The following is a 19,054-nucleotide window of genomic DNA, read 5'->3' on the forward strand; positions in this document are numbered from 1 at the left end:
AAATTTGCTGTTCTCATTACTTTCAGAACATGTTGACCTTAAAAGCCTAAGCTTCCGTCTTGTGTCCCATATGCCCCGGTTTATACAGATGTCTCGGAATACCGTCTACCATGACCGGTGAAACATCGCCCTGAATCAGCGGCTTTACATAAGTCACAAAATCGTCCGTCACATAAGTGCCTTCTTCATTCACCCATTCTCTCGGAACTAAACGTTCATCATTGGCAATTTTGTGCACGTCTTTCACTTCTGTTCCACACTGATAAGGATCGTCAGAAAGACGGACAAGGACTACCATCTTGCCTGAATCACCTTCATCCGCAGCCTTGACCGCGGCTCCGCCGACCTGATAAGCCTCCAAAATATCTACACGGGAACCGCAATGCGCAGCCGAACGCTGAAGCGTGCTAAGCTCAATCGCCCGGGTCTTGCATCCCACTTCTGCCGCCACATAATTCGCCAAGTATGCCGCTGTACCCGACAGTTGCTTATGGCCGAACGCATCCACAAAATCTGCGCTCTGCCCCAGTTCACATACATAACGTCCGTCTGCCAGCTTGATTCCTTCGGAAACAGCCACGACAACAGAAGTTTTCTTCTCCAGAAGCTTGTTGATCTTTTCCATGAACTTATCCAGATCAAATGTCAGTTCCGGCAGATAAATCATATCCGGCCCTTGACAGTCTTCTCCTTGGGCCAGCGCCGCAGCGCCCGTAAGCCAGCCGGCATTACGTCCCATAATCTCTACGATTGTCACAAGTCCCTTACTGTATTCCAGACAGAAACTGTCTCTGATAATCTCTTTTACAGAAGTACCGATATATTTGGCGGCGCTTCCGAATCCCGGCGTATGGTCTGTCAGGGCAAGATCGTTATCAATAGTCTTCGGGCATCCGATGAATTTTTGAGGATGTCCTTTAATGATGGCATAATCCGACAGTTTTTTGATCGTATCCATAGAATCGTTTCCACCGATATAAATAAATGCTTCTATCTCCAACTTATCGAGAATCCGGAAAATCTTATCATACAACTCCATATCCTCATGAATCTCCGGTAATTTGTACCGGCAGGAACCTAAATATGCCGCCGGCGTCCTCTTCAAAAGCTCCGCGTCAAGTTCATTGGTAATATGTTCAGAAAGATCGATATATCTCTCTTCTAAAAGTCCCTGAATACCGTGAAGCATACCATATACCTTTTTTGCCCCACGATCTTTTGCTGTACGGTATACTCCCGCCAGACTTGAGTTAATTGCTGCAGTCGGTCCCCCGGACTGACCTACAATGACATTTCCCTTCATTTTAGCTACCTCCGTATTACATTTACTGTCAATAAATCTATTTTAGTGCATAATGACGGATTTGTCCAGCATAACTATTTTCTAGTTGTCCATTTTTACATTTTTAGTTGCTTCCACGCTGACTCCGGTCCCAGCCACATCCTCGCAAATAATATCTCCAATTTGGATTGGCGCTTTCACGGTTACTTTTTGTAACTCTCTGACACAATCCATAATTTTATCCTTCGGTATGTCACTTTTTGTCTTTACAGAAACGACTGGGAGCATCCCACCCTCCACCCGGACAGTGGTCGTAACGATACGTGTCGGGCTCGTGACTTCCTTTCGGGCGTAGGCCTCCCCTCTGGGGCAGGTGTTGCCGGTAACGGAAAGAACCTCCTCTCCGGCCAGCTCTACCGTTACCTCACAGCCAAGCGGGCATCCGATACATGTCAGTTTTCTCTCCATCTCTACGCCTCCTCTACCTTTACCGTTATATTCTTCAAGCCATCAGCCAAAAGCAGCCACTCCTTTTTAAGGACAACCTTTTCCATCTCCCCGGGAGCCATCACCGGCCGTTTTCTGTGTATTACCCGGGAACCGTCAAGATATACACTGAGAAATGCATTCTTATAAATTGCCCCTACGCGAAACCGGAGGGTCACTTCCTTCTCCATTGTTTTTGGATTTATAAACGCAGGCACCGTATAGCGTACTCCGTTCTCCACGATGACCGGTACTTTTTTCTTTCCGCCCTTCCACTTCTCTTCTTTCCCTTTCACGAACTGGGCGGCATGCCTCCCCGCCAGCGCTGCTTCTTCAGACACATAGTCAACCAGATCGTGTACATGAAGCACATTGCCGCAGGCAAATACCCCTTCCACATTGGTGGCTAAACTGTCATCCACAACAGGCCCCGATGTCACAGAGCTCAGCTCAACACCCAGCTCCCGGCTCAGTTCATTTTCCGGAAGGAGCCCCACTGACAAAAGCAAGGTATCACAAGAATAGAACTTATTTGTCCCGGCAATCGGCCGTCCGTTTTCATCCACTTCCGAGAGTGTCACGCCCTCCACACGCTGCCGGCCGTGAATCTCCGTCACCGTGTGGCGCAATTTAAGCGGAATGTCAAAGTCGTCCAGACACTGTACAATATTTCGTTTCAGTCCGCCGGAGTAGGGCATCAGCTCCGCAACCACTTGTACATGCGCCCCCTCCAAGGTCATCCGTCTTGCCATTATCAGTCCGATATCCCCGGAGCCTAATATGACTACCTCCCGCCCCGGAAGGAAGCCTTCCATATTGACCAGACGCTGTGCCGTCCCCGCAGAATAGATGCCCGCAGGCCGGTATCCGGGAATATTAAGGGCCCCTCTTGGCCTCTCCCGGCACCCCATGGCAAGAATCACCGCCTCCGCCTGTATCTGACGCATCCCTTCCTTTTTGTTCATGTAAGTCACAATTTTATCACCGCTGATGTCCATAACCATGGTGTCTAATTTGTAAGCAATGCCTTTTTCTTCAACCTGCTCAATAAATCGTGACGCGTATTCCGGGCCGGTCAGTTCCTCTTTGAACGTGTGAAGCCCAAATCCATTGTGTATACACTGGTTCAAAATTCCGCCAAGCTCCCTGTCCCGCTCCAGAATCAATATATTCTCTGCCCCGGCTTCTCTCGCTCCCACCGCGGCCGCAAGGCCTGCCGGACCTCCTCCGATAATGATGATTTCATAATGTTCCATCTATTCGTCCCCCTGCCATATGTCCTTGTTTATCCCGCAGATGAGCGTCGAGTCTCCACCGCTCTTTGTTACTGCTTCCATCAAAATCCCTCGTTCTCTGGCCAGAATCTCCATCGTCTTCGGCGAACAGAATCCCGCCTGACATCTACCCATACCGGCCCGTGTCCTCCGCTTGACCCCGTCCAGCGACTTAGCCCCAAGCGGCCGCCTCACCGCATCGACGATTTCACCCTCCGTGACCATCTCGCATCGGCAGATAATCTGCCCATAGGCCGGTTCACGCTCTATCAATCTGTTTCGCTCTTCCAAGGGCAGCTTTGCGGGATTCAAAATCCCTTTCCTCCTGCCGCAAAATTCTGGATTTGCTTCCAGATTCATCCTAGTTCTCAGCATCTCCGCCACCATCTCACCGATGGCCGGCGCACTGGTAAGCCCCGGCGACGCAATGCCCGCACAATCGATAAATCCCGGCGCGTCCGGCGCCTCCTGAATGATGAAATCGTGGGTCTGGGCACAGGCTCGAAGCCCCGCAAAAGAAGTGATCACCTGCCGAAAAGGAATTCCTCTCACCGACTTTCCAGCTCTGTCTCTGATTGTCCGAAGACCTTCTTGCGTCGTGTTGACGGCCTCTTTTTCCTGCAGGTTCTGGGCTGTCGGCCCTACTAAAAGATTGCCGTGAACCGTGGGTGTCACAAGTACTCCTTTCCCCAGTTCATCGGGCAGCCGGAATATCGTATGAGATACATGTCCTCCCACGGTCTTGTCGAGCAGCATATATTCTCCCCTTCTCGGCGTGATGTTCATCTTTTCCTGACTGACCATATTGTGGAAGACATCGGCATACACCCCGGCGGCATTGACAACATAGTCGCTTACATATTCCCCTTGTGTCGTCTCCAAGAGGAAGCCGTCTGGCCGCCGTGTTATCCGTGTTACCTCGGTGTCAAAATAAAACTCCACTCCGTTCGTGTACGCATTTTCTGCCAGCGCAATATTCAGTCCAAAAGGACAGACGATTCCTCCTGTTGGCGCATACAGCACAGCCACGGTGTCCTCCGTAAGATTCGGCTCCATCGCCAATGCCTCTTCCCTTTCGAGAATACGCAGGTCCGGTACCCCGTTCTTTTCTCCCCGCTCTAACAGCTTTTGCAAATCCCCACGCTTTTCTTCCTCTGTACACACTACCATCGAACCGTTTCTCCGAAACTCAAAATCAAGTTCCTCCGACAGCGGCTCCATCAGTGCATTTCCCCGCACATTCAACTGTGCCATCAACGTCCCCGGCCAAGCGTCATGCCCCGCATGGACAATTCCGCTGTTGGCCTTCGACGTGCCGCAGCAGACATCTTCTTCCCGCTCCAGCACACAGGCCTTTACACGATAACGGGAAAGCTCTCTGGCAGTGGCACATCCCGATACCCCGCCTCCAATAATTATCACATCATATTTCATCCTATTTCCTCCTGCCTTGATAAATTTTTAAACCAAAGTGAAACAGTGCACTTTATGTGCCAAACAAAAAGCACGGACAAAAAACATACCTCTTCCGTATGTTTTCCGCCGTGCTCTCAACTCTGGCTTCTCTGATTCAATTATATCTCTTCTTTTGCCCAGCCGTATGCATATTTTACGGCTTTGTTCCATCCATGGATGCGCTTCTCCCGCTCTTTCTCCGCAATAGAAGGCTCAAACGTTCTGTCGATCGCCCAATTCTTGATGACATCTTCCTTTGTCCCCCAGTAGCCCACCGCGAGCCCCGCAAGATATGCCGCTCCCATGGCCGTCGTCTCCACGCATCGTGGACGTTTCACAGGTGCACTGCTCAAGTCCGCCTGCGTCTGCATTAAGAAATCATTGGCGCTGGCGCCTCCGTCTACTTTGAGCGCCTCCAGCTTGATTCCCGAGTCCGCCTGCATTGCCACTAGAACGTCATTGACCTGATATGCCAGCGACTCCAGCGTGGCCCGGATAATATGATACTTGTTGACTCCTCGGGTCAGCCCTACTATGGTACCTCTTGCATATTGATCCCAGTGGGGAGCACCTAAGCCTGTAAAAGCGGGCACAACATAACAGCCGTTCGTGTCTTTTACCTTTTTCGCCATATATTCTGAGTCCGCAGCCGAATCAATGAGCCGCATCTCGTCCCTCAGCCACTGGATGGCCGCGCCTGCCACAAAAATGGAGCCCTCCAGCGCATAAGTTACCTTCCCGTCCAATCCCCAAGCTATCGTGGTCACCAAACCATTCTCTGAAAATACCGGCGTATCTCCGGTATTCATCAGAAGAAAGCACCCGGTACCGTATGTATTTTTCGCCTCTCCTGCCGTGAAACAAGTCTGGCCGAACAGGGCCGCCTGCTGGTCACCCGCCGCCCCCGCAATGGGAATGGCCCCGCCAAAGAAGGAGGAATCCGCCTCGCCGTAAACACAGCTTGACGGTCTCGCCTCGGGCAGCATACACTCCGGGATATCCAGTTCATCCAATATCTCCTTATCCCACGTAAGCTCCCGAATGTTGAACAGCATCGTTCTCGAGGCGTTGGAATAATCCGTCACATGGACTCTGCCCTTGGTCAGCTTCCAAATCAGCCATGTCTCCACCGTACCGAAGAGGAGTTCTCCACGCTTGGCCCGTTCTCTCGCCCCCTCAACATGGTCGAGAATCCATTTTACCTTTGTGCCTGAAAAATAAGCATCTATGATTAATCCCGTTTTCTCCCTATAGATATCCGTAAGCCCTTTCGCCTTCAGGCTGTCACAATACTCGGATGTTCTCCTGCACTGCCAGACAATCGCGTGATAGATAGGTTCTCCCGTTTCCTTGTCCCAGACGATTGCCGTCTCCCGCTGATTCGTGATTCCAATAGCCGCAATGTCCTCCGCCGTCGCGCCAATTTTGCTCATTGCCTCCACCGCAACGCCCAGCTGGGTAGACCATATCTCATCCGCATCATGCTCTACCCAGCCCGGCTTCGGAAAATACTGGGTGAACTCCTTCTGTGCCACGCTGCACATTTCTCCCTTTTCATCGAACAGGATACAACGGTTGCTCGTCGTCCCCGCATCCAGTGCCATTACATACTTCGCCATTTGTATATCCCCCTTGATTATGTATAATAGTCTATGCAGATATCTGCAGCCGAGTTACATGAACCACACATCCCGGTTCGTCGTAGAGACAGAAATCGCCCCGGCGTCCAGCGCCGACACCACATCCTCTTTGTCCATAATCAGTCCCCCGGCAATAATGGGTATCCTGCTCTCCCTGCAGATTCTCCGAATGATCTTAGGCATCACACCGGGAAGAACCTCAATAAAATCTGGCCTTACACTGGCATACTGCTTATGGATATTAGAAAGGGCCATGGAATCTATGATGAAGAACCGCATCACGGTATATAACCCCAGCTCCTTTGCCCGCTTAATCATAGCAGGTCTGGTAGTGATAATCCCGTCCGCCTTCGTCTGATAGCAGATGTAATCTGCCGCAATCTCCTTGGCGCTCAATCCATTGATCAAGTCCATGTGAACCAATACCAGCTTTCCGGCTTCCTTGGCCCGCTCCACGATTCCTGATATACTCAATACGTCTCCATAAAGGATAAATAATACCTGTATATCTTCCGAGCTCAAAGCCGCCTCAAGCCCCGTCTCATCCTTCACCGCCGCAATCACCGGATTGCCTTCCACCGCGTCATAAAAACGTTGTTCCATGCCTGTCTCCTATGTTATAAGAAAAGCGCAACTATTGAACTGGCATCTCTGCCAATCAATCCTTGCGCTCTCCGTCTCAGCTACTATTTGTATCTATGTCAAGAATAACATAAATCCCCTTGTTTGACAATGAAAATTTATTCGGGGAAGGATACCTGTACCTGTATCATTCCGTTCTCATAGCCAGCTGTTATGATGCCACCCATCTGCTCTGTCAGGGACTTTGCTATAGAAAGTCCCAGCCCCGTAGATTTCTTTGCATTTTCCACCGTATAAAAGCGGTCGAACAATCTTCCCACCTGTACTTCATCCAGTCCGGAAGCATGGTTGGCAAATAGAATGCTTCCCGTCTCCGACAATGTAACCCGCAGATCACCGTCACTATATTTTACGGCATTGCTTATAATATTTGCAAAAATCCGTGACAAGGCGGCTTTATTTAGTGAACGTACAATTTTTTTCTCCGGCATTTCGATGGACGGCGTGATACAGCAGCCTTTCAAAACCGCATAATATGCGGAAATGCTCTCCTCCAATACCCGGTTCAGCTCCAACTCCTCGCGGCTCATATCCTCCGGCCCGGAAGCGGCAATGGAATAACGGAACAGTTCTTCCGCCAGTTGCTTTAGGGACTCCGTACGTTCTTCAATGATACCAAGATAACGCTCCACAGTTTCTGATTTCTCCTGCTTTGACAGTAATTCTAAGTAGCCGGAAATGGCGGTCAATGGGGTCCTAAGATCATGGGATATCCCCGTCACCGCCTCCTTCAGCTCCATGTCCCCCTGTTGAAAACGCCGGCGTTCCCCCCGGAGCAGACGCAGCTGGACATTGAGGCTTTCGGCCAGATTGCGCATACAGGCATCACGGCTGGAAATATCAATCACTACATTGGTGTCCTCCGTCAGCCTGTCGGAAAGCGCATTCCTTATTTCATCTGCCGCTTTACGCAGTAAATAAATCTTAACTTGTAAGATGACTATAATTGATAAGAGAACAACGGCAAGTCCCCAGAGCCATACATCCATATTCCGAACTCCTCTACTTTATATCTTTTCTTCTAAATATACTAATACCGATGACATTGGTTACTACTGTGACAAGTCCGGAATACGCTATCATCCTCAGTGGATGAATTTCGTTATGGTTCACAAGCATCATGGCCTGTCCGCTGGGCAGCAATTCCAGCATATTCTGATATATCTCTCTTTTAGTCCCCGACAGATAATTAGAATTTTTCACGGTCTCCAGCATACTTTCCCCATTCTTCATGACCAGATGTTCTACAAACTCCGGCTGTGACAATTGAGAGAAAAGCAGGATACCAATAAATACAATGGCGAAAGCTGCCAATATACAAAGAACTGCCCCGTTCGTCTTGTTGGAATTTATCATTGCAATCATATTGAAAATAGAAATATACGCGATGCCAAGACAGATTCCATTGAGCAGAGTGACTGCAAACTGTGCCGCTCCCATTTCCGGTGTGCCAAACAGCGGTATTCCAAGTCCAATATTCAATATATAAGCAGTTATAATAATAATCATACCGCCTGCAGTACAAATAATCAGGTTGGATAAATAGATTCCCGTTCTTGACATTCCCACAATCAACTTATTCCGTATTGTGCCATCGCCGTATTCCGTCCCCACATACAGGCCGATGAACACAGAAAAGACAACCCCTATCATGGTAAGAAAATTGAAAATCAATGGGTCAACCGTCAGCTCGTATCCATATTTTACCTTATTGAAATACTGGGTGGCATTTACAAAAATACAGTACAGCAAAACGCCTGCCAGACATACTGCGTAAATCCTACTTTTCTTAAATCTGTAAAATCCTGCATGTAATAGTTTATTCATGTGCATTACCTCCCACCAGACTGACATAATAACTCTCAAGACTTTCATCATGTTCCTGCACCGAGATAATATCACATTTCTCATCAGCCAGTGTGAGCACCAGCTGTGAAACATTAATTTTCGCATAAACATCCGCAAGCGTGTTGGACAAAACCTCATATTCTATATCCATACTGTCCAATACCCGGGACAGTATCTTTGTGTCGGATACCTGTATGCGCATACATTTGCGGCAGGCCGATTCCAGTTCTCTGGCGCTGATTTCTTTTACAATGTGTCCATTGTCAATAAATCCATAATGCGTCGCCAGTCTGGACAGCTCATCTAAAATATGGCTTGAAATCAAAACTGTTATCTGGCGCTCCCGATTCAGCTTCAGAATCAGTTCCCGCATCTCAATGATTCCCTGTGGATCCAGCCCGTTTACTGGTTCGTCCAGTACGAGAAAATCCGGCTCTCCCGCCAACGCGATGGCAATGCCCAGCCGCTGCTTCATGCCCAGCGAAAAATTTTTTGCTTTCTTGTTTCCGGTATTTTCTAACCCCACAAGTTTTAGGAGTTCTGGTATATTCTCAAAGGAAGGAATCCCTAAAATCTGATACTGTTCTTTCAGGTTCTCCTCCGCCGTCAAATCAGAATAAATAGATGGACTCTCAACTACAGCCCCCATCCTCCTTCTTGATTTAACAATCTTATCCTCTGTGTTTTTGATTCCATACAGGGAATACCCGCCTGCCGTCGGTTTCTGCAGTCCGCATATCAGCCGGATCAAAGTAGTCTTTCCTGCACCATTCTTTCCCACAAATCCATAAATGGAGCCCTTCGGCACATGCATAGAAAGATTGTGCAATGCTTTAAAATGCCCGTACTGCTTACACAGGGCATCCGTCGTTAAACAAAAGTCCATAATTTTCTGCCTCCTTTTTATACCTTTGCTGTCTCTATGATTGTATAAGTAAATGGTTAAGGAAGCGGTTAAGAAAACAGTTAAGAAAAGGTAAAGATTATTCTTCCTTCATCTTGAAACCGATGCCCCAAACGGACTCAATATAGTCTTTCCCCCCGGCGGCCCTCAGCTTCCTCCTCAGATTGCTGATATGCACCTTCAGAGAACCTTCCACACAATCCGGGGTGTCCTCACTGATACGGTCGAGTATGAGGGATTTCGTGACTACCTGAGAAGGATTCTGCATGAGCAGCTTTAAAATGGCATACTCCGTCTTCGTCAGCCTGACCGGCCGCCCCCCAACGCTGACATTCAGCGCAGAAATGTCGACTGCGATATCGGCAAAATGAAGTACGGTTCCCCCGCTTCCGCGATGGCAGTCTCTGAGCTGAACCGCTATCCTTGCAAGCAGTTCTTTTGGGGCAAAAGGTTTCGTGATATAGTCGGCGGCCCCATTCATGAGCAGCTCCACCTTATCGTCCACATCGACTTTAGCGCTCACTACAATAACAGGAATACCGCGGATTTCTTTCAGAACCTCTTCCCCATTCAATCCTGGCAGCATCAGGTCCAGCAGCACAAGGTCAGGCTTGGCAGACGCGAGTACAAGCAGCGCCTCCGTCCCCGAATATGCGCGCGTCACACGATACCCCTCCTCCGAAAGCAGTTCTTCCAGCATATTTCCTATATTCATATCGTCATCAATAATCATAATATTTTTCATTTTCTTTCTCCGGGGCTTCTATCATTTAAGTCTATCTATTGTAAAAATACAATAAATATTCTATTGTTGTCAAATACATATTGGGGACTGCCCTTAAAATAAGAACAAAGTGCGGCTGCGAAGCAGCTTTCCTCTGCACATTGTGTGCATCCCCCCGGAGGGTTTTTGTCATATAGGAAAGTTCAAAGGACTTTCCTATATGATAAAAACAGCCCCCGGCATTACTGCCAGAGGCTGTTCGGTAAACCTGACGGTTATCCTTCAATCGCTATATATTTTTGCTGTTCTACCTGCTTTGCGTCTGCTTTTGGTACTTTTAATCTGAGGATACCGTCTTCAAACTTCGCCTGTATATCCTCCTGCTTTACACCTTCCCCGACATAGAAGCTCCGTGTACACTGGCCGGTATAGCGCTCTCTGCGGATATATTTGTCCTGTTCCTTCTTTTCTTCCTTCTCTTCATTTCTAGAAGCATTGATAGTAAGATATCCATTGTCAAGCTTTGCGGAGACATCTTCCTTCTTAAATCCCGGCAGCTCAATGCTTAATTCATAGACTCCATCCGTCTCCCTTACATCCGTCTTCATCAACTCTGTTCTATTGTTTCCGCCAAATGGGCTGCGTCTTGTGAAGAACCGATCATTGAACGGGAAATCCATCATCTCATCAAATAAGTTTTCTCCAAAAATACTAGGCATTAACATAAGTCATTCCTCCATTCTTATATTTGACATTTTATAATGCTTTTCATTTGTTCTATATGTACTATAACACTTATAATTATCACTGTCAACCCCCGAGTGCTAATTTTTTTAATTTTTTTGAAGAAATTTTATAAACTCTGAAACTGTCCGCAGTAAATATACGCGTCCTCCAGCGTGGCCTCCGCCAGTGCACATTCCACCTCTGGTTTTTCTTCACTGAGCAGTTTCATCTGTAAGCCACCATCAACATACTGTTTTGCAGAAACGTGATATTTGGTTTCCAACTCTCTTGCCTGCGCTTCGTTCTTGACAGTACATATCCATACATGCCCCCTGACTTCACTTACCAAATCCCTGACAGCCCCGCTGTAGATCATGGCTCCCTTTTTCATAATGGCAATCTGATTACAGGTCGCCGCCAAATCCTCCACGACATGAGTGGAGAACAGCACGGTCCTGTCTCTTGAAAAGTCAACAAGAAGATTGCGGATACGGATGCGCTCCTCCGGATCCAGCCCGGTCGTCGGCTCATCTACAATCAGGAACTTCGGCTCATTCAAAAGAGCTTGAACAAGCCCAACACGCCTCTTCATCCCCCCCGACAGCTGACGGTTCTTTTTATGCTGGTGTTCTGCCAGACTTGTTTTTTCTAGATAAAAATCAATCCTCTTTCTGCATTCCCGTTTTTCAATGCCCGACAGCTCGCCCATATATTCCAGACATTCTCTCACCGTCAGGTTCGGATAGAGATTAAGCTCCTGCGGCAGATACCCTATTTTTTTCTGTAATCTTCTATAGTTCTGTTCCCCATATAAGACGCCATTCATTGTGATGCTTCCTGAGGTTGGCTTAAGAACCGTTACAAGCACACGCATCAAGGTCGTCTTTCCCGCGCCGTTTTCACCAAGCAGTCCATAAATACCTGAACCGATCGACAGGTTTACATGATCGACTGCCGTTACTTTGTTTTTAAAGGTCACCGTTAAATCATTGATATTAATCATCATTTTATCAGCCTCTTTTCTTCATAATATATGGAATCAATCCAATCATGAGCATCGCAGACAGCGCTCCAGCTAATTTACCGAACAGCCAGCTTACATCATGCACCTCCATAACATTTCTAAATCCATACGCAAAGATATTAAATTTCCCTAACACGTCTTGACCATACATAGAATTTACTACCATCCAAATAATAAGGCTGACCGCGATTCCGCCCCACTGGTTTCCAAAAAGATTAGAAATGGTCATAGACAACGTACTCCAGAATAAAATTGTCCCCGTTACCGCCAGCATATAAGTTCCATACTCATACCAAAACGATATCCCTATCATATTCTGAGGCCTCTGCCAAAAAAAGAAAAAGAACCCGATATAGGAGAGGAGATACAGATATAGATTCTGTATCAGCAGCCTCCTCCGTACTGCCTTTACTCTGTTCTTTACCGGAAATAATCTAAATATCTCTCCTCGTCCTCCGCTTTTTTCCATCACATATGTCTCTGCGCAAAATACAATTGCCAGCAGTGCGATATTCGAGTCCAGCGCTCCCCCTATTTCAAATACTGTCGAAATGCCCCGGACCAGACTCAAGATTATCAAAAACATAACTGAATACACTAATTTGTAAAGCGGAAGACATATTTTTATGTCCTGCTTCAATAGACTCTCCTCCTTCTCCATATTTCAGTCGTCAGTATCATAATCAGAAATGCCGCAAAAATAAGTGCAATCTGGTTAAGAAGTGCCATGGGCGGCGGTGAAGTGTCAAAGAATTTACCCGGAAAGCGCACCATAATGGCAAACGGCCTTCCATAATAGCCATATTCCCCGTCCGGTCCCCTGCTCCCCATATTAGAATAAATAATATAGAGAAATATGAGCGGCACGGCAGGCAGTGGATTTTTAAAAATTAATGCTGCCGCCGCATAAATACAAGTTATCATCAGCATGTTTGGCAGAATATAGCCAGCGGCTGTCTTCAGAAAATCCCACATGCTTACCGGAAATCCAGCCCTTCTTCCATAAAATTCACACAGTCCTCCAAAAATCATAACAAGAATTCCCCACACTACCATCATTGCTAAAAAGCCGCCCCCGATTTTCCCACATACATAACCTGCCGCGCTCACAGGCTTCGTGTGCAGCAGCTCATACATATCTTTCCTTGTATCACGGATGAACAAAAATGCCAGAAGTACCGCAGAAAAAAAGCCCATTAATAGTCCGCAGAAATCAGCAAATTTTCTGGAAAAATAGAAGGAAAATGAGTGTTCTTTCATATTCTCATCTATATACTGGTTGGCTTCTTCTACACTGGCTTTGCGGTACTCGGAAATTTGGAAATAATACTTAATGCCGTACTTCCCATAGAATTCATACTTATCAATGAGCTCTGCTTCTATCTCTTCGGCAGACATTTTCTTCTGCAGCATTGCATTCAAAATTTGTTCGGCTTCCTGCTCCTTCATCCCCAGCATTTTCACCATTTCTTTTTTTACGAGCCTGCAGGCCAGCTCCATCTGCTCTTCTTCTGTAGATTCCACGTATCCCTCACTGATATCCGCATCATCAATGTTTTTCGGATGAAGTCCTTCCATTTCCCGCTCTGACTGAAAATAATGAATCTTCAAGTATGGATTCAGCATCTGATACAACATGAGTATTACAACGATAAGTCCAAGCCATAAAACCGGATTCTTCAGATAATTTTTTAATTCACGCTTAATGACCGCTTTCATGTTCTCCCACCTTTCTTTCTATTCTAAAGACAGGATACATTCCAATTAACAACAAAAAAACAATGCAGGAATGTTTTATGAGCATTCCTGCATTGCTGTTGAAAATACGGCCTTCACGCTGGCCCCGCCGGCCCTGCCGTTGGATACCAGCAGTCTTCCGCCATGATTCTCACAATAAATCCGGCTGATATACATTCCCAGTCCAAAATGATGGAGATTATCCTGTGGATTGGAGTGATAATAAGCCTCCGTAACTTTGTCAGTGTCTCCTTTAAATCCACATCCATCGTCAGAAACGGAGATGGACAGTTCCCCTTCGTCTGCCGTAATGTCTACATACACCTCATGCGCGGCATAGCGGAAAGCATTAGACAGCAGGTTGTCCGCCACTTCAAGCACGGCTACCTTATCTGCCCAAAGTTTTCTATCCGGTGATTTTTGTCTCACGAAGCCTTTTTTCTGCGTATCCTTCTCAAATACTTTCATACTGCTTTCAATCTGTCTCGTCAAGAAATTAAGTGTAACTTCACTCCTATCCATAGTCCGCTCCTCCAGCCGGGGAAGTTTACGCATGCTTTCGATAAACTTTTCCATGCGCTCTATTTGGTTCCTTCCGGCATCTAGCATTTCTACGATTTTTTCCTTCTCAATTTGTCCTTCAGGGACAAATTCTATCAACATTTCCTGATAGCCTTTCAAAATCGCAAGGGGTGAACGAATATCGTGGGCAATGGCGGCACGCAGCGCCTTTTCTTCCTCGATCATCTTCCACATATGCCGGTTATTTTCGGCCAGCGCCGCCCGCATTTTATCGAATTCACCACACAATCTGCCCAACTCGTCACGATTCGAGTAAGTAACTTGAAATTCCAGTTCGTTCTTCGCAATCATTTCCGAGGCAGCAGATAATTCGGCCAGCGGTATTGCTATTTTGTTACGGTAGAACAATACAACCGCCACAATCATACTGATCACTGAAAGAACAAGAATGCTGTATGTCTGTAAAAAATCGCACAGCTCCGAAAAAAAGACATCTTGCTCCGTCATATCATACTGGCTGACGCGGGCTACCTTAACTTCATAATTATCATTTTCCGAGGCCATGGCCCTTTCATATTCTTCATCATCAATGTATTTATGCCAAATCATCTGCTGGGCATCCTCTGCTGCCCCCATGACCAACGCGCCGCATAAAAACCCGAATACCAAACTGACCGTTAAATATAGTATAATTGATTTTTTAATAGACAGGTTTCTTATTTTTTCCATCGATATCCCATCCCCCAAACAGTCTCTATATATTCAGTTTCTGTAAGATTCGCGATTTTCTTTCTTATCCGCCTGATTAGTTCCGTTATCACACGGCTGTCACCCTCTGCATCATATCCGCAGACTTTCTCATAGATACGCTCCTTGTCGAACACCTGCCCGGGATTCATGGAAAGAAACTCCAAAATATCATATTCCACTCTAGTCAACTGGATTTCTGTTCCCCCTAACTGCACTTTTTTTGCGCTGTAATCAATCATCAGGCCATCCCGGAATCTATATTCTACATTCCCCCGGTGACGCTCCTCCCGGTTCAAATGCGCAATGATTCTGGCTTCAAGTTCCTTCAGGCTGAACGGCTTCAAAATATAATCGTCTCCTCCGGACATAAGGCCGTTCACCTTATCTTCTTCCTCAGCCTTGGCCGTCAGAAATATGATAGGCGCAGATGTCTTGTCCCTTATCTGCCGGCACACCTCCAGTCCATCAATTTGGGGCATATTTACATCCAGAAGAATTATGTCAGGGCGCTCCCTGACTTTTTCTATAGCCTCTATACCATTTTCCGCCCTTGTTACCATATAACCTTTAATTTCAAAATAACTGCCAAGCATTTTCAACAATTCCAAATCATCGTCCACCATCAAAATTTTATACTGCATTGATTCTTCACCTCGATAATTATTATGCCACAAACGCAGAAAAGGAAGCGGCTTCTTGTATGTTCAACACATTCATGCTATTATTTTCAAAGATACCTTTCATTATCATTCATTTATTTGCAAAAGTAAAGGAAAATACATTATGACTCACTCCATATATACCGTACACGAAATAGAACCTGTCTATAACGAAGAATCCCGTATTCTAATTCTGGGAAGCTTTCCCTCCGTGAAATCACGGGAAGCCCAATTTTTCTACGGTCATCCTCAAAACCGTTTCTGGAAGGTACTGTCCACCCTCTTTCATGAACCGCTGCCCTTGACAGTGGAAGAGAAAAAGGCAATGCTGCGCTCCCACCACACGGCCGTGTGGGATGTGGTTGCCTCCTGCGAAATTACAGGTTCCAGCGACAGCAGCATACGCAATGTAGTACCGGCCGATTTAAAGCGCATTACAGACGCCTCGCCTATCCGCCAGATATTTACCAACGGTGGGACTGCGGATAAGCTATATAAAAAGTACTGTCTTCCTCAGACACAGCTTCCGGCAATCCGCCTCCCATCCACCAGCCCTGCCAACGCCGCATGGAACATGGACCGGCTTTTAAGTGAATGGACTAAAATATTAAATTTTTTATAACATATCGCTTGACATCCCGGACATGCTATTGTATAATAATTTTTGCTGTGGAACGAAAACAACTTCAGCAAAATTAATATGTGCGCTTAGCTCAGCTGGATAGAGCGTTTGGCTACGGACCAAAAGGTCGGGGGTTCGAATCCTCTAGCGCACGGCAAAAACCTGCAAGACATATGTCCTGCAGGTTTTTTTATTGCATAGGTAAGTTCTCTGAACTTACCTATGTAGCAAAAGTCTTTCAGGCAGGATGTGCACAATATTATAGCCATTTGCTCATTTCTTCCACCAGCTTACCGATCACTATCGGCTTTGCCACGTGCCCATTCATACCACACTCGGCTGCCTTGTTCACGTCCTCTGCAAAGGCATTTGCCGTCATGGCAATAATGGGGATTGTCCCGGCGTCCTTTTTCCCGGTATTCCGAATGGCCTGAGCCGCCTGATATCCATCCATGACAGGCATCTGGATATCCATTAATATCATGGCATAAGTCCCGTCCTCATCCTCCAAATACTTATCGACCGCCTCCTGACCGTTGAGCGCTACGACCGGACAGACCCCAAGCATATGAAGTATTTCTTGTGCAATTTCAATATTTAAGTCATTATCTTCCACGACCATAACCTTCTCACCATGAAAAATATTCTCATAATCTTTCTGATTCTCCGGCTGCTTATCTGCTTCTTTCCCATCTGCCACCTTTATATAGACAGTCACGCAAATAGTGGTTCCCTCACCCGGCTGGCTTTTAACAGTGATATTGCCTTTCATCATCTGTACAATATTCTTTACAATAGAAAGCCCGAGCCCTGTGCCTTCCACACGGTTGACGACCGTGCTCTCCCTGCTGAACGGTTCAAAGATTTTTTCTTGAAATTCGCTGCTCATCCCGATTCCATTGTCCTCTACCGTCAGATGAAAACCGGCATAATCACGGTGGGCTGACGGGATTTCTTCCAGAACAGCATGAACTCTTCCTCCCCTATGTGTATACTTTATCGCATTGCTTATGATATTAATCGCAATCTTCTGCAGCCGCACAAAATCTCCCGCAACCTGAGGATGTTTGATATTTTTCGCCTCCACCGTAAAATCCAGCGCTTTTTCCTCTGCCTGCTGGGACATCATGCTGCGCACTCCATCCATGAAAACTAACATGTTAAATTCCCTGAGCGCTAAATCTACCTTGCCGCTCTCAATACTGCTCATATCCAGCACCTCATTAATCAAGCTCATCAGATGCTGGTTGGCAATATTGATTTTTCCCAGACATTCCTCCACCTTTTTAGGATTATCCACATTGCGCTCCGCAATCTCGGTCATACCGATAATCGCATTCATAGGCGTCCGGATATCATGGCTCATCTTAGATAGAAATTCACTTTTTGCCTCGTTGGCGCTGTTCGCCGTCTGGAAGGCTTCGATGAGCACTTCACGGCTTTTATTTTCCACATATACTCTCTGCTCAATATCACGCACACAGGTAAACAGCTTAGTCTTTTCTTCGTTGTAAAAACGAGCGGTAAATTCTTTGTGGCGTCCGCCCCGTTCGGCCGGACTCTGGAAATAAGTATAAAACACCTTTTCTCCCGCTCTCAAATGCTCTAAAATATTGGCAACAGCAGTTTCCTTCTGGAATTCTTCTCTGTCCTCTTTCCCCACAAAGAAGTCAAGAAATACCTCGTTGATAATTCGTTCTTCCCCTTCAATAAAACCGCCATCTCCTCCAAAACGCTGAGACGGCTGCATCCTGCACCTTTGAGTACGTAAATCTGTAATCGCTACACAGTCATACTCATTCTGCACTGTAAATTTGTAGATAGACTGAAGTTCCTCATTCTGCTCTTCCATCTGTTTTCTGTCGTGTATATCCTGAATTGTCACGAGGGCAAGATCCGCTTCCCCTTCTCTCTTCATGAAATACGCGTCGACGGCCATCCAACGGTAACTACCGTTCAAAAGCCTGCGGTATTCTCCCATAAACTGGGCGTTTCCTTTTTTCCATTTCTTCCTAAATGTCTCTATAGAAAAATCTTGCTTTATTCTCTCCCGCTCTTGCTCCGGAAACAAAGTAGATATAGAAGCTATGAGCTCGTCCAACTGCATCGCGCTCCCTGTATCCAATGAAACATCGCCCGGCTTTTTCAACACTGTAATTCTGCCGTCCGCCATGTTGACCATGCCGACAGCAAAATAAAGCTTCTTGAGGGATTCAAGGAACATAGTGTTATATTCTTTGAGCATCTTTCTTTCCTGCACCAACATGACAGTCTGCGAAATGTCTTGATGATACCCCCTGAAACTGTGGCCGGCCTCATAATCTCTCTCCTCAATTCCGCCACAGCGCACAAAAATGCGCCCCATCACCGGATGATTCCATGCATATGACACTTCCGCATGTTCGTTATTCATCATTCTGGCAAGGGAATTCTCCACCATCTCATAATAAGGCTCCTCTATCCGGCTGTACCAAGCCTGATAACATTCCTCCGGCGTCGGTGTCTCTTCGATTCCCAGCAGTTCAAGCATTGTAGCATCTGCATACATACGCGGTTCTTTTCCCTCATCCAGCTGAATCCGCCAAAGCCCTATCCTTGTTTCACTTAAAACTTCACTAAAAATCTCTTTGCCGTCAAACATCCCATTTTTCATTGATCTACTCTCCCGGAATTCGTCTACATACTCATGTACAATTATTGTACCATACTCCAAGAAATAACAAAAGACCGGTGCAGTAAATACAACCGGTCTTTCCATA

Annotated in this window: 18 protein-coding genes and 1 tRNA gene; 2 read left to right on the forward strand and 17 right to left on the reverse strand. The window is 46.6% G+C overall.

The annotated features are described in order from the left end of the window. Positions 1-46: 46 nt before the first annotated feature. The 16 genes from BN6465_RS01460 to BN6465_RS01535 form a co-directional block, all read right to left on the reverse strand. Positions 47-1,303 carry a 6-phosphofructokinase gene (locus BN6465_RS01460; protein WP_066731015.1) on the reverse strand — a complete coding sequence of 419 codons (1,257 nt, stop codon included), beginning with the start codon at positions 1,301-1,303 and terminating at the stop codon, positions 47-49. An 81-nt stretch (positions 1,304-1,384) separates the two neighbouring features. Next, complete coding sequence (locus BN6465_RS01465) at positions 1,385-1,750, reverse strand: DUF1667 domain-containing protein (RefSeq protein ID WP_066731018.1); 366 nt, start codon at positions 1,748-1,750, stop codon at positions 1,385-1,387. A gap of 2 nt (positions 1,751-1,752) precedes the next feature. Then, positions 1,753-3,024: an NAD(P)/FAD-dependent oxidoreductase gene (locus BN6465_RS01470; protein ID WP_066731020.1), complete on the reverse strand. Its 1,272-nt coding sequence runs from the start codon at positions 3,022-3,024 to the stop codon at positions 1,753-1,755. Then, positions 3,025-4,476 carry an NAD(P)/FAD-dependent oxidoreductase gene (locus BN6465_RS01475; RefSeq protein ID WP_066731022.1) on the reverse strand — a complete coding sequence of 484 codons (1,452 nt, stop codon included), beginning with the start codon at positions 4,474-4,476 and terminating at the stop codon, positions 3,025-3,027. It lies immediately after the preceding gene. Positions 4,477-4,616: 140 nt separating this feature from the next. Further along, positions 4,617-6,116, reverse strand: a complete 1,500-nt coding sequence (gene glpK / locus BN6465_RS01480) for a glycerol kinase GlpK (RefSeq protein ID WP_066731024.1) — start codon at positions 6,114-6,116, stop codon at positions 4,617-4,619. Between the two features lie 54 nt (positions 6,117-6,170). Beyond that, positions 6,171-6,740, reverse strand: a complete 570-nt coding sequence (locus BN6465_RS01485; RefSeq protein ID WP_066731026.1) for a glycerol-3-phosphate responsive antiterminator — start codon at positions 6,738-6,740, stop codon at positions 6,171-6,173. Between the two features lie 137 nt (positions 6,741-6,877). Next, complete coding sequence (locus BN6465_RS01490) at positions 6,878-7,768, reverse strand: sensor histidine kinase (RefSeq protein WP_066731028.1); 891 nt, start codon at positions 7,766-7,768, stop codon at positions 6,878-6,880. A gap of 13 nt (positions 7,769-7,781) precedes the next feature. Further along, entirely contained in the window at positions 7,782-8,606 is an 825-nt protein-coding gene (locus tag BN6465_RS01495; RefSeq protein WP_066731029.1) for an ABC transporter permease subunit, read from the reverse strand. Continuing rightward, a complete protein-coding gene (locus BN6465_RS01500) occupies positions 8,599-9,513 on the reverse strand; it encodes an ABC transporter ATP-binding protein (protein WP_066731033.1) in 915 nt (304 codons plus the stop codon). Before BN6465_RS01500 ends, BN6465_RS01495 begins: the two co-directional genes overlap by 8 nt. A 97-nt stretch (positions 9,514-9,610) precedes the next feature. Beyond that, a complete protein-coding gene (locus tag BN6465_RS01505; RefSeq protein WP_066731035.1) occupies positions 9,611-10,276 on the reverse strand; it encodes a response regulator transcription factor in 666 nt (221 codons plus the stop codon). A gap of 254 nt (positions 10,277-10,530) precedes the next feature. Beyond that, the gene (locus BN6465_RS01510) at positions 10,531-10,980 is read right to left on the reverse strand and encodes an Hsp20/alpha crystallin family protein (protein ID WP_066731037.1); all 450 of its coding nucleotides are present in this window, start codon (positions 10,978-10,980) and stop codon (positions 10,531-10,533) included. Positions 10,981-11,108: 128 nt separating this feature from the next. Then, entirely contained in the window at positions 11,109-11,987 is an 879-nt protein-coding gene (locus BN6465_RS01515) for an ABC transporter ATP-binding protein (RefSeq protein ID WP_066731039.1), read from the reverse strand. Positions 11,988-11,991: 4 nt separating this feature from the next. Continuing rightward, the gene (locus tag BN6465_RS01520; RefSeq protein WP_066731041.1) at positions 11,992-12,645 is read right to left on the reverse strand and encodes a hypothetical protein; all 654 of its coding nucleotides are present in this window, start codon (positions 12,643-12,645) and stop codon (positions 11,992-11,994) included. Continuing rightward, entirely contained in the window at positions 12,642-13,724 is a 1,083-nt protein-coding gene (locus tag BN6465_RS01525) for an ABC transporter permease (protein WP_066731043.1), read from the reverse strand. Before BN6465_RS01525 ends, BN6465_RS01520 begins: the two co-directional genes overlap by 4 nt. Before the next feature lie 75 nt (positions 13,725-13,799). Next, positions 13,800-14,993, reverse strand: coding sequence for a HAMP domain-containing sensor histidine kinase (locus tag BN6465_RS01530; RefSeq protein WP_066731044.1), 1,194 nt, complete (start codon positions 14,991-14,993; stop codon positions 13,800-13,802). Further along, a complete protein-coding gene (locus BN6465_RS01535; protein ID WP_066731046.1) occupies positions 14,981-15,655 on the reverse strand; it encodes a response regulator transcription factor in 675 nt (224 codons plus the stop codon). The genes BN6465_RS01530 and BN6465_RS01535 overlap by 13 nt, the downstream gene beginning before the upstream one ends. A 142-nt stretch (positions 15,656-15,797) precedes the next feature. Here BN6465_RS01535 and BN6465_RS01540 point away from each other — a divergent pair, with 142 nt between their 5' ends. Further along, the gene (locus BN6465_RS01540) at positions 15,798-16,295 is read left to right on the forward strand and encodes a DNA-deoxyinosine glycosylase (RefSeq protein WP_066731123.1); all 498 of its coding nucleotides are present in this window, start codon (positions 15,798-15,800) and stop codon (positions 16,293-16,295) included. An 80-nt stretch (positions 16,296-16,375) separates the two neighbouring features. Continuing rightward, positions 16,376-16,449 (forward strand) — tRNA-Arg (locus BN6465_RS01545). A 105-nt stretch (positions 16,450-16,554) separates the two neighbouring features. On the opposite strand, the gene BN6465_RS01550 is transcribed toward BN6465_RS01545, so the two are convergent. Beyond that, positions 16,555-18,948, reverse strand: a complete 2,394-nt coding sequence (locus BN6465_RS01550; protein ID WP_199882774.1) for a PAS domain-containing hybrid sensor histidine kinase/response regulator — start codon at positions 18,946-18,948, stop codon at positions 16,555-16,557. Positions 18,949-19,054 lie beyond the last annotated feature (106 nt).

This window comes from Bariatricus massiliensis (assembly GCF_900086725.1).
GTDB lineage: Bacteria > Bacillota > Clostridia > Lachnospirales > Lachnospiraceae > Allocoprococcus > Allocoprococcus massiliensis.

Bases quoted from the DNA above. Each gene is read 5' to 3' on its own strand.
- BN6465_RS01460 (WP_066731015.1), bottom strand. From the start codon at position 1,303: ATGAAGGGAAATGTCATTGTAGGTCAGTCCGGGGGACCGACTGCAGCA.
- BN6465_RS01465 (WP_066731018.1), bottom strand. From the start codon at position 1,750: ATGGAGAGAAAACTGACATGTATCGGATGCCCGCTTGGCTGTGAGGTA.
- BN6465_RS01470 (WP_066731020.1), bottom strand. From the start codon at position 3,024: ATGGAACATTATGAAATCATCATTATCGGAGGAGGTCCGGCAGGCCTT.
- BN6465_RS01475 (WP_066731022.1), bottom strand. From the start codon at position 4,476: ATGAAATATGATGTGATAATTATTGGAGGCGGGGTATCGGGATGTGCC.
- glpK (WP_066731024.1), bottom strand. From the start codon at position 6,116: ATGGCGAAGTATGTAATGGCACTGGATGCGGGGACGACGAGCAACCGT.
- BN6465_RS01485 (WP_066731026.1), bottom strand. From the start codon at position 6,740: ATGGAACAACGTTTTTATGACGCGGTGGAAGGCAATCCGGTGATTGCG.
- BN6465_RS01490 (WP_066731028.1), bottom strand. From the start codon at position 7,768: ATGGATGTATGGCTCTGGGGACTTGCCGTTGTTCTCTTATCAATTATA.
- BN6465_RS01495 (WP_066731029.1), bottom strand. From the start codon at position 8,606: ATGAATAAACTATTACATGCAGGATTTTACAGATTTAAGAAAAGTAGG.
- BN6465_RS01500 (WP_066731033.1), bottom strand. From the start codon at position 9,513: ATGGACTTTTGTTTAACGACGGATGCCCTGTGTAAGCAGTACGGGCAT.
- BN6465_RS01505 (WP_066731035.1), bottom strand. From the start codon at position 10,276: ATGAAAAATATTATGATTATTGATGACGATATGAATATAGGAAATATG.
- BN6465_RS01510 (WP_066731037.1), bottom strand. From the start codon at position 10,980: ATGTTAATGCCTAGTATTTTTGGAGAAAACTTATTTGATGAGATGATG.
- BN6465_RS01515 (WP_066731039.1), bottom strand. From the start codon at position 11,987: ATGATGATTAATATCAATGATTTAACGGTGACCTTTAAAAACAAAGTA.
- BN6465_RS01525 (WP_066731043.1), bottom strand. From the start codon at position 13,724: ATGAAAGCGGTCATTAAGCGTGAATTAAAAAATTATCTGAAGAATCCG.
- BN6465_RS01530 (WP_066731044.1), bottom strand. From the start codon at position 14,993: ATGGAAAAAATAAGAAACCTGTCTATTAAAAAATCAATTATACTATAT.
- BN6465_RS01535 (WP_066731046.1), bottom strand. From the start codon at position 15,655: ATGCAGTATAAAATTTTGATGGTGGACGATGATTTGGAATTGTTGAAA.
- BN6465_RS01540 (WP_066731123.1), top strand. From the start codon at position 15,798: ATGACTCACTCCATATATACCGTACACGAAATAGAACCTGTCTATAAC.
- BN6465_RS01550 (WP_199882774.1), bottom strand. From the start codon at position 18,948: ATGAAAAATGGGATGTTTGACGGCAAAGAGATTTTTAGTGAAGTTTTA.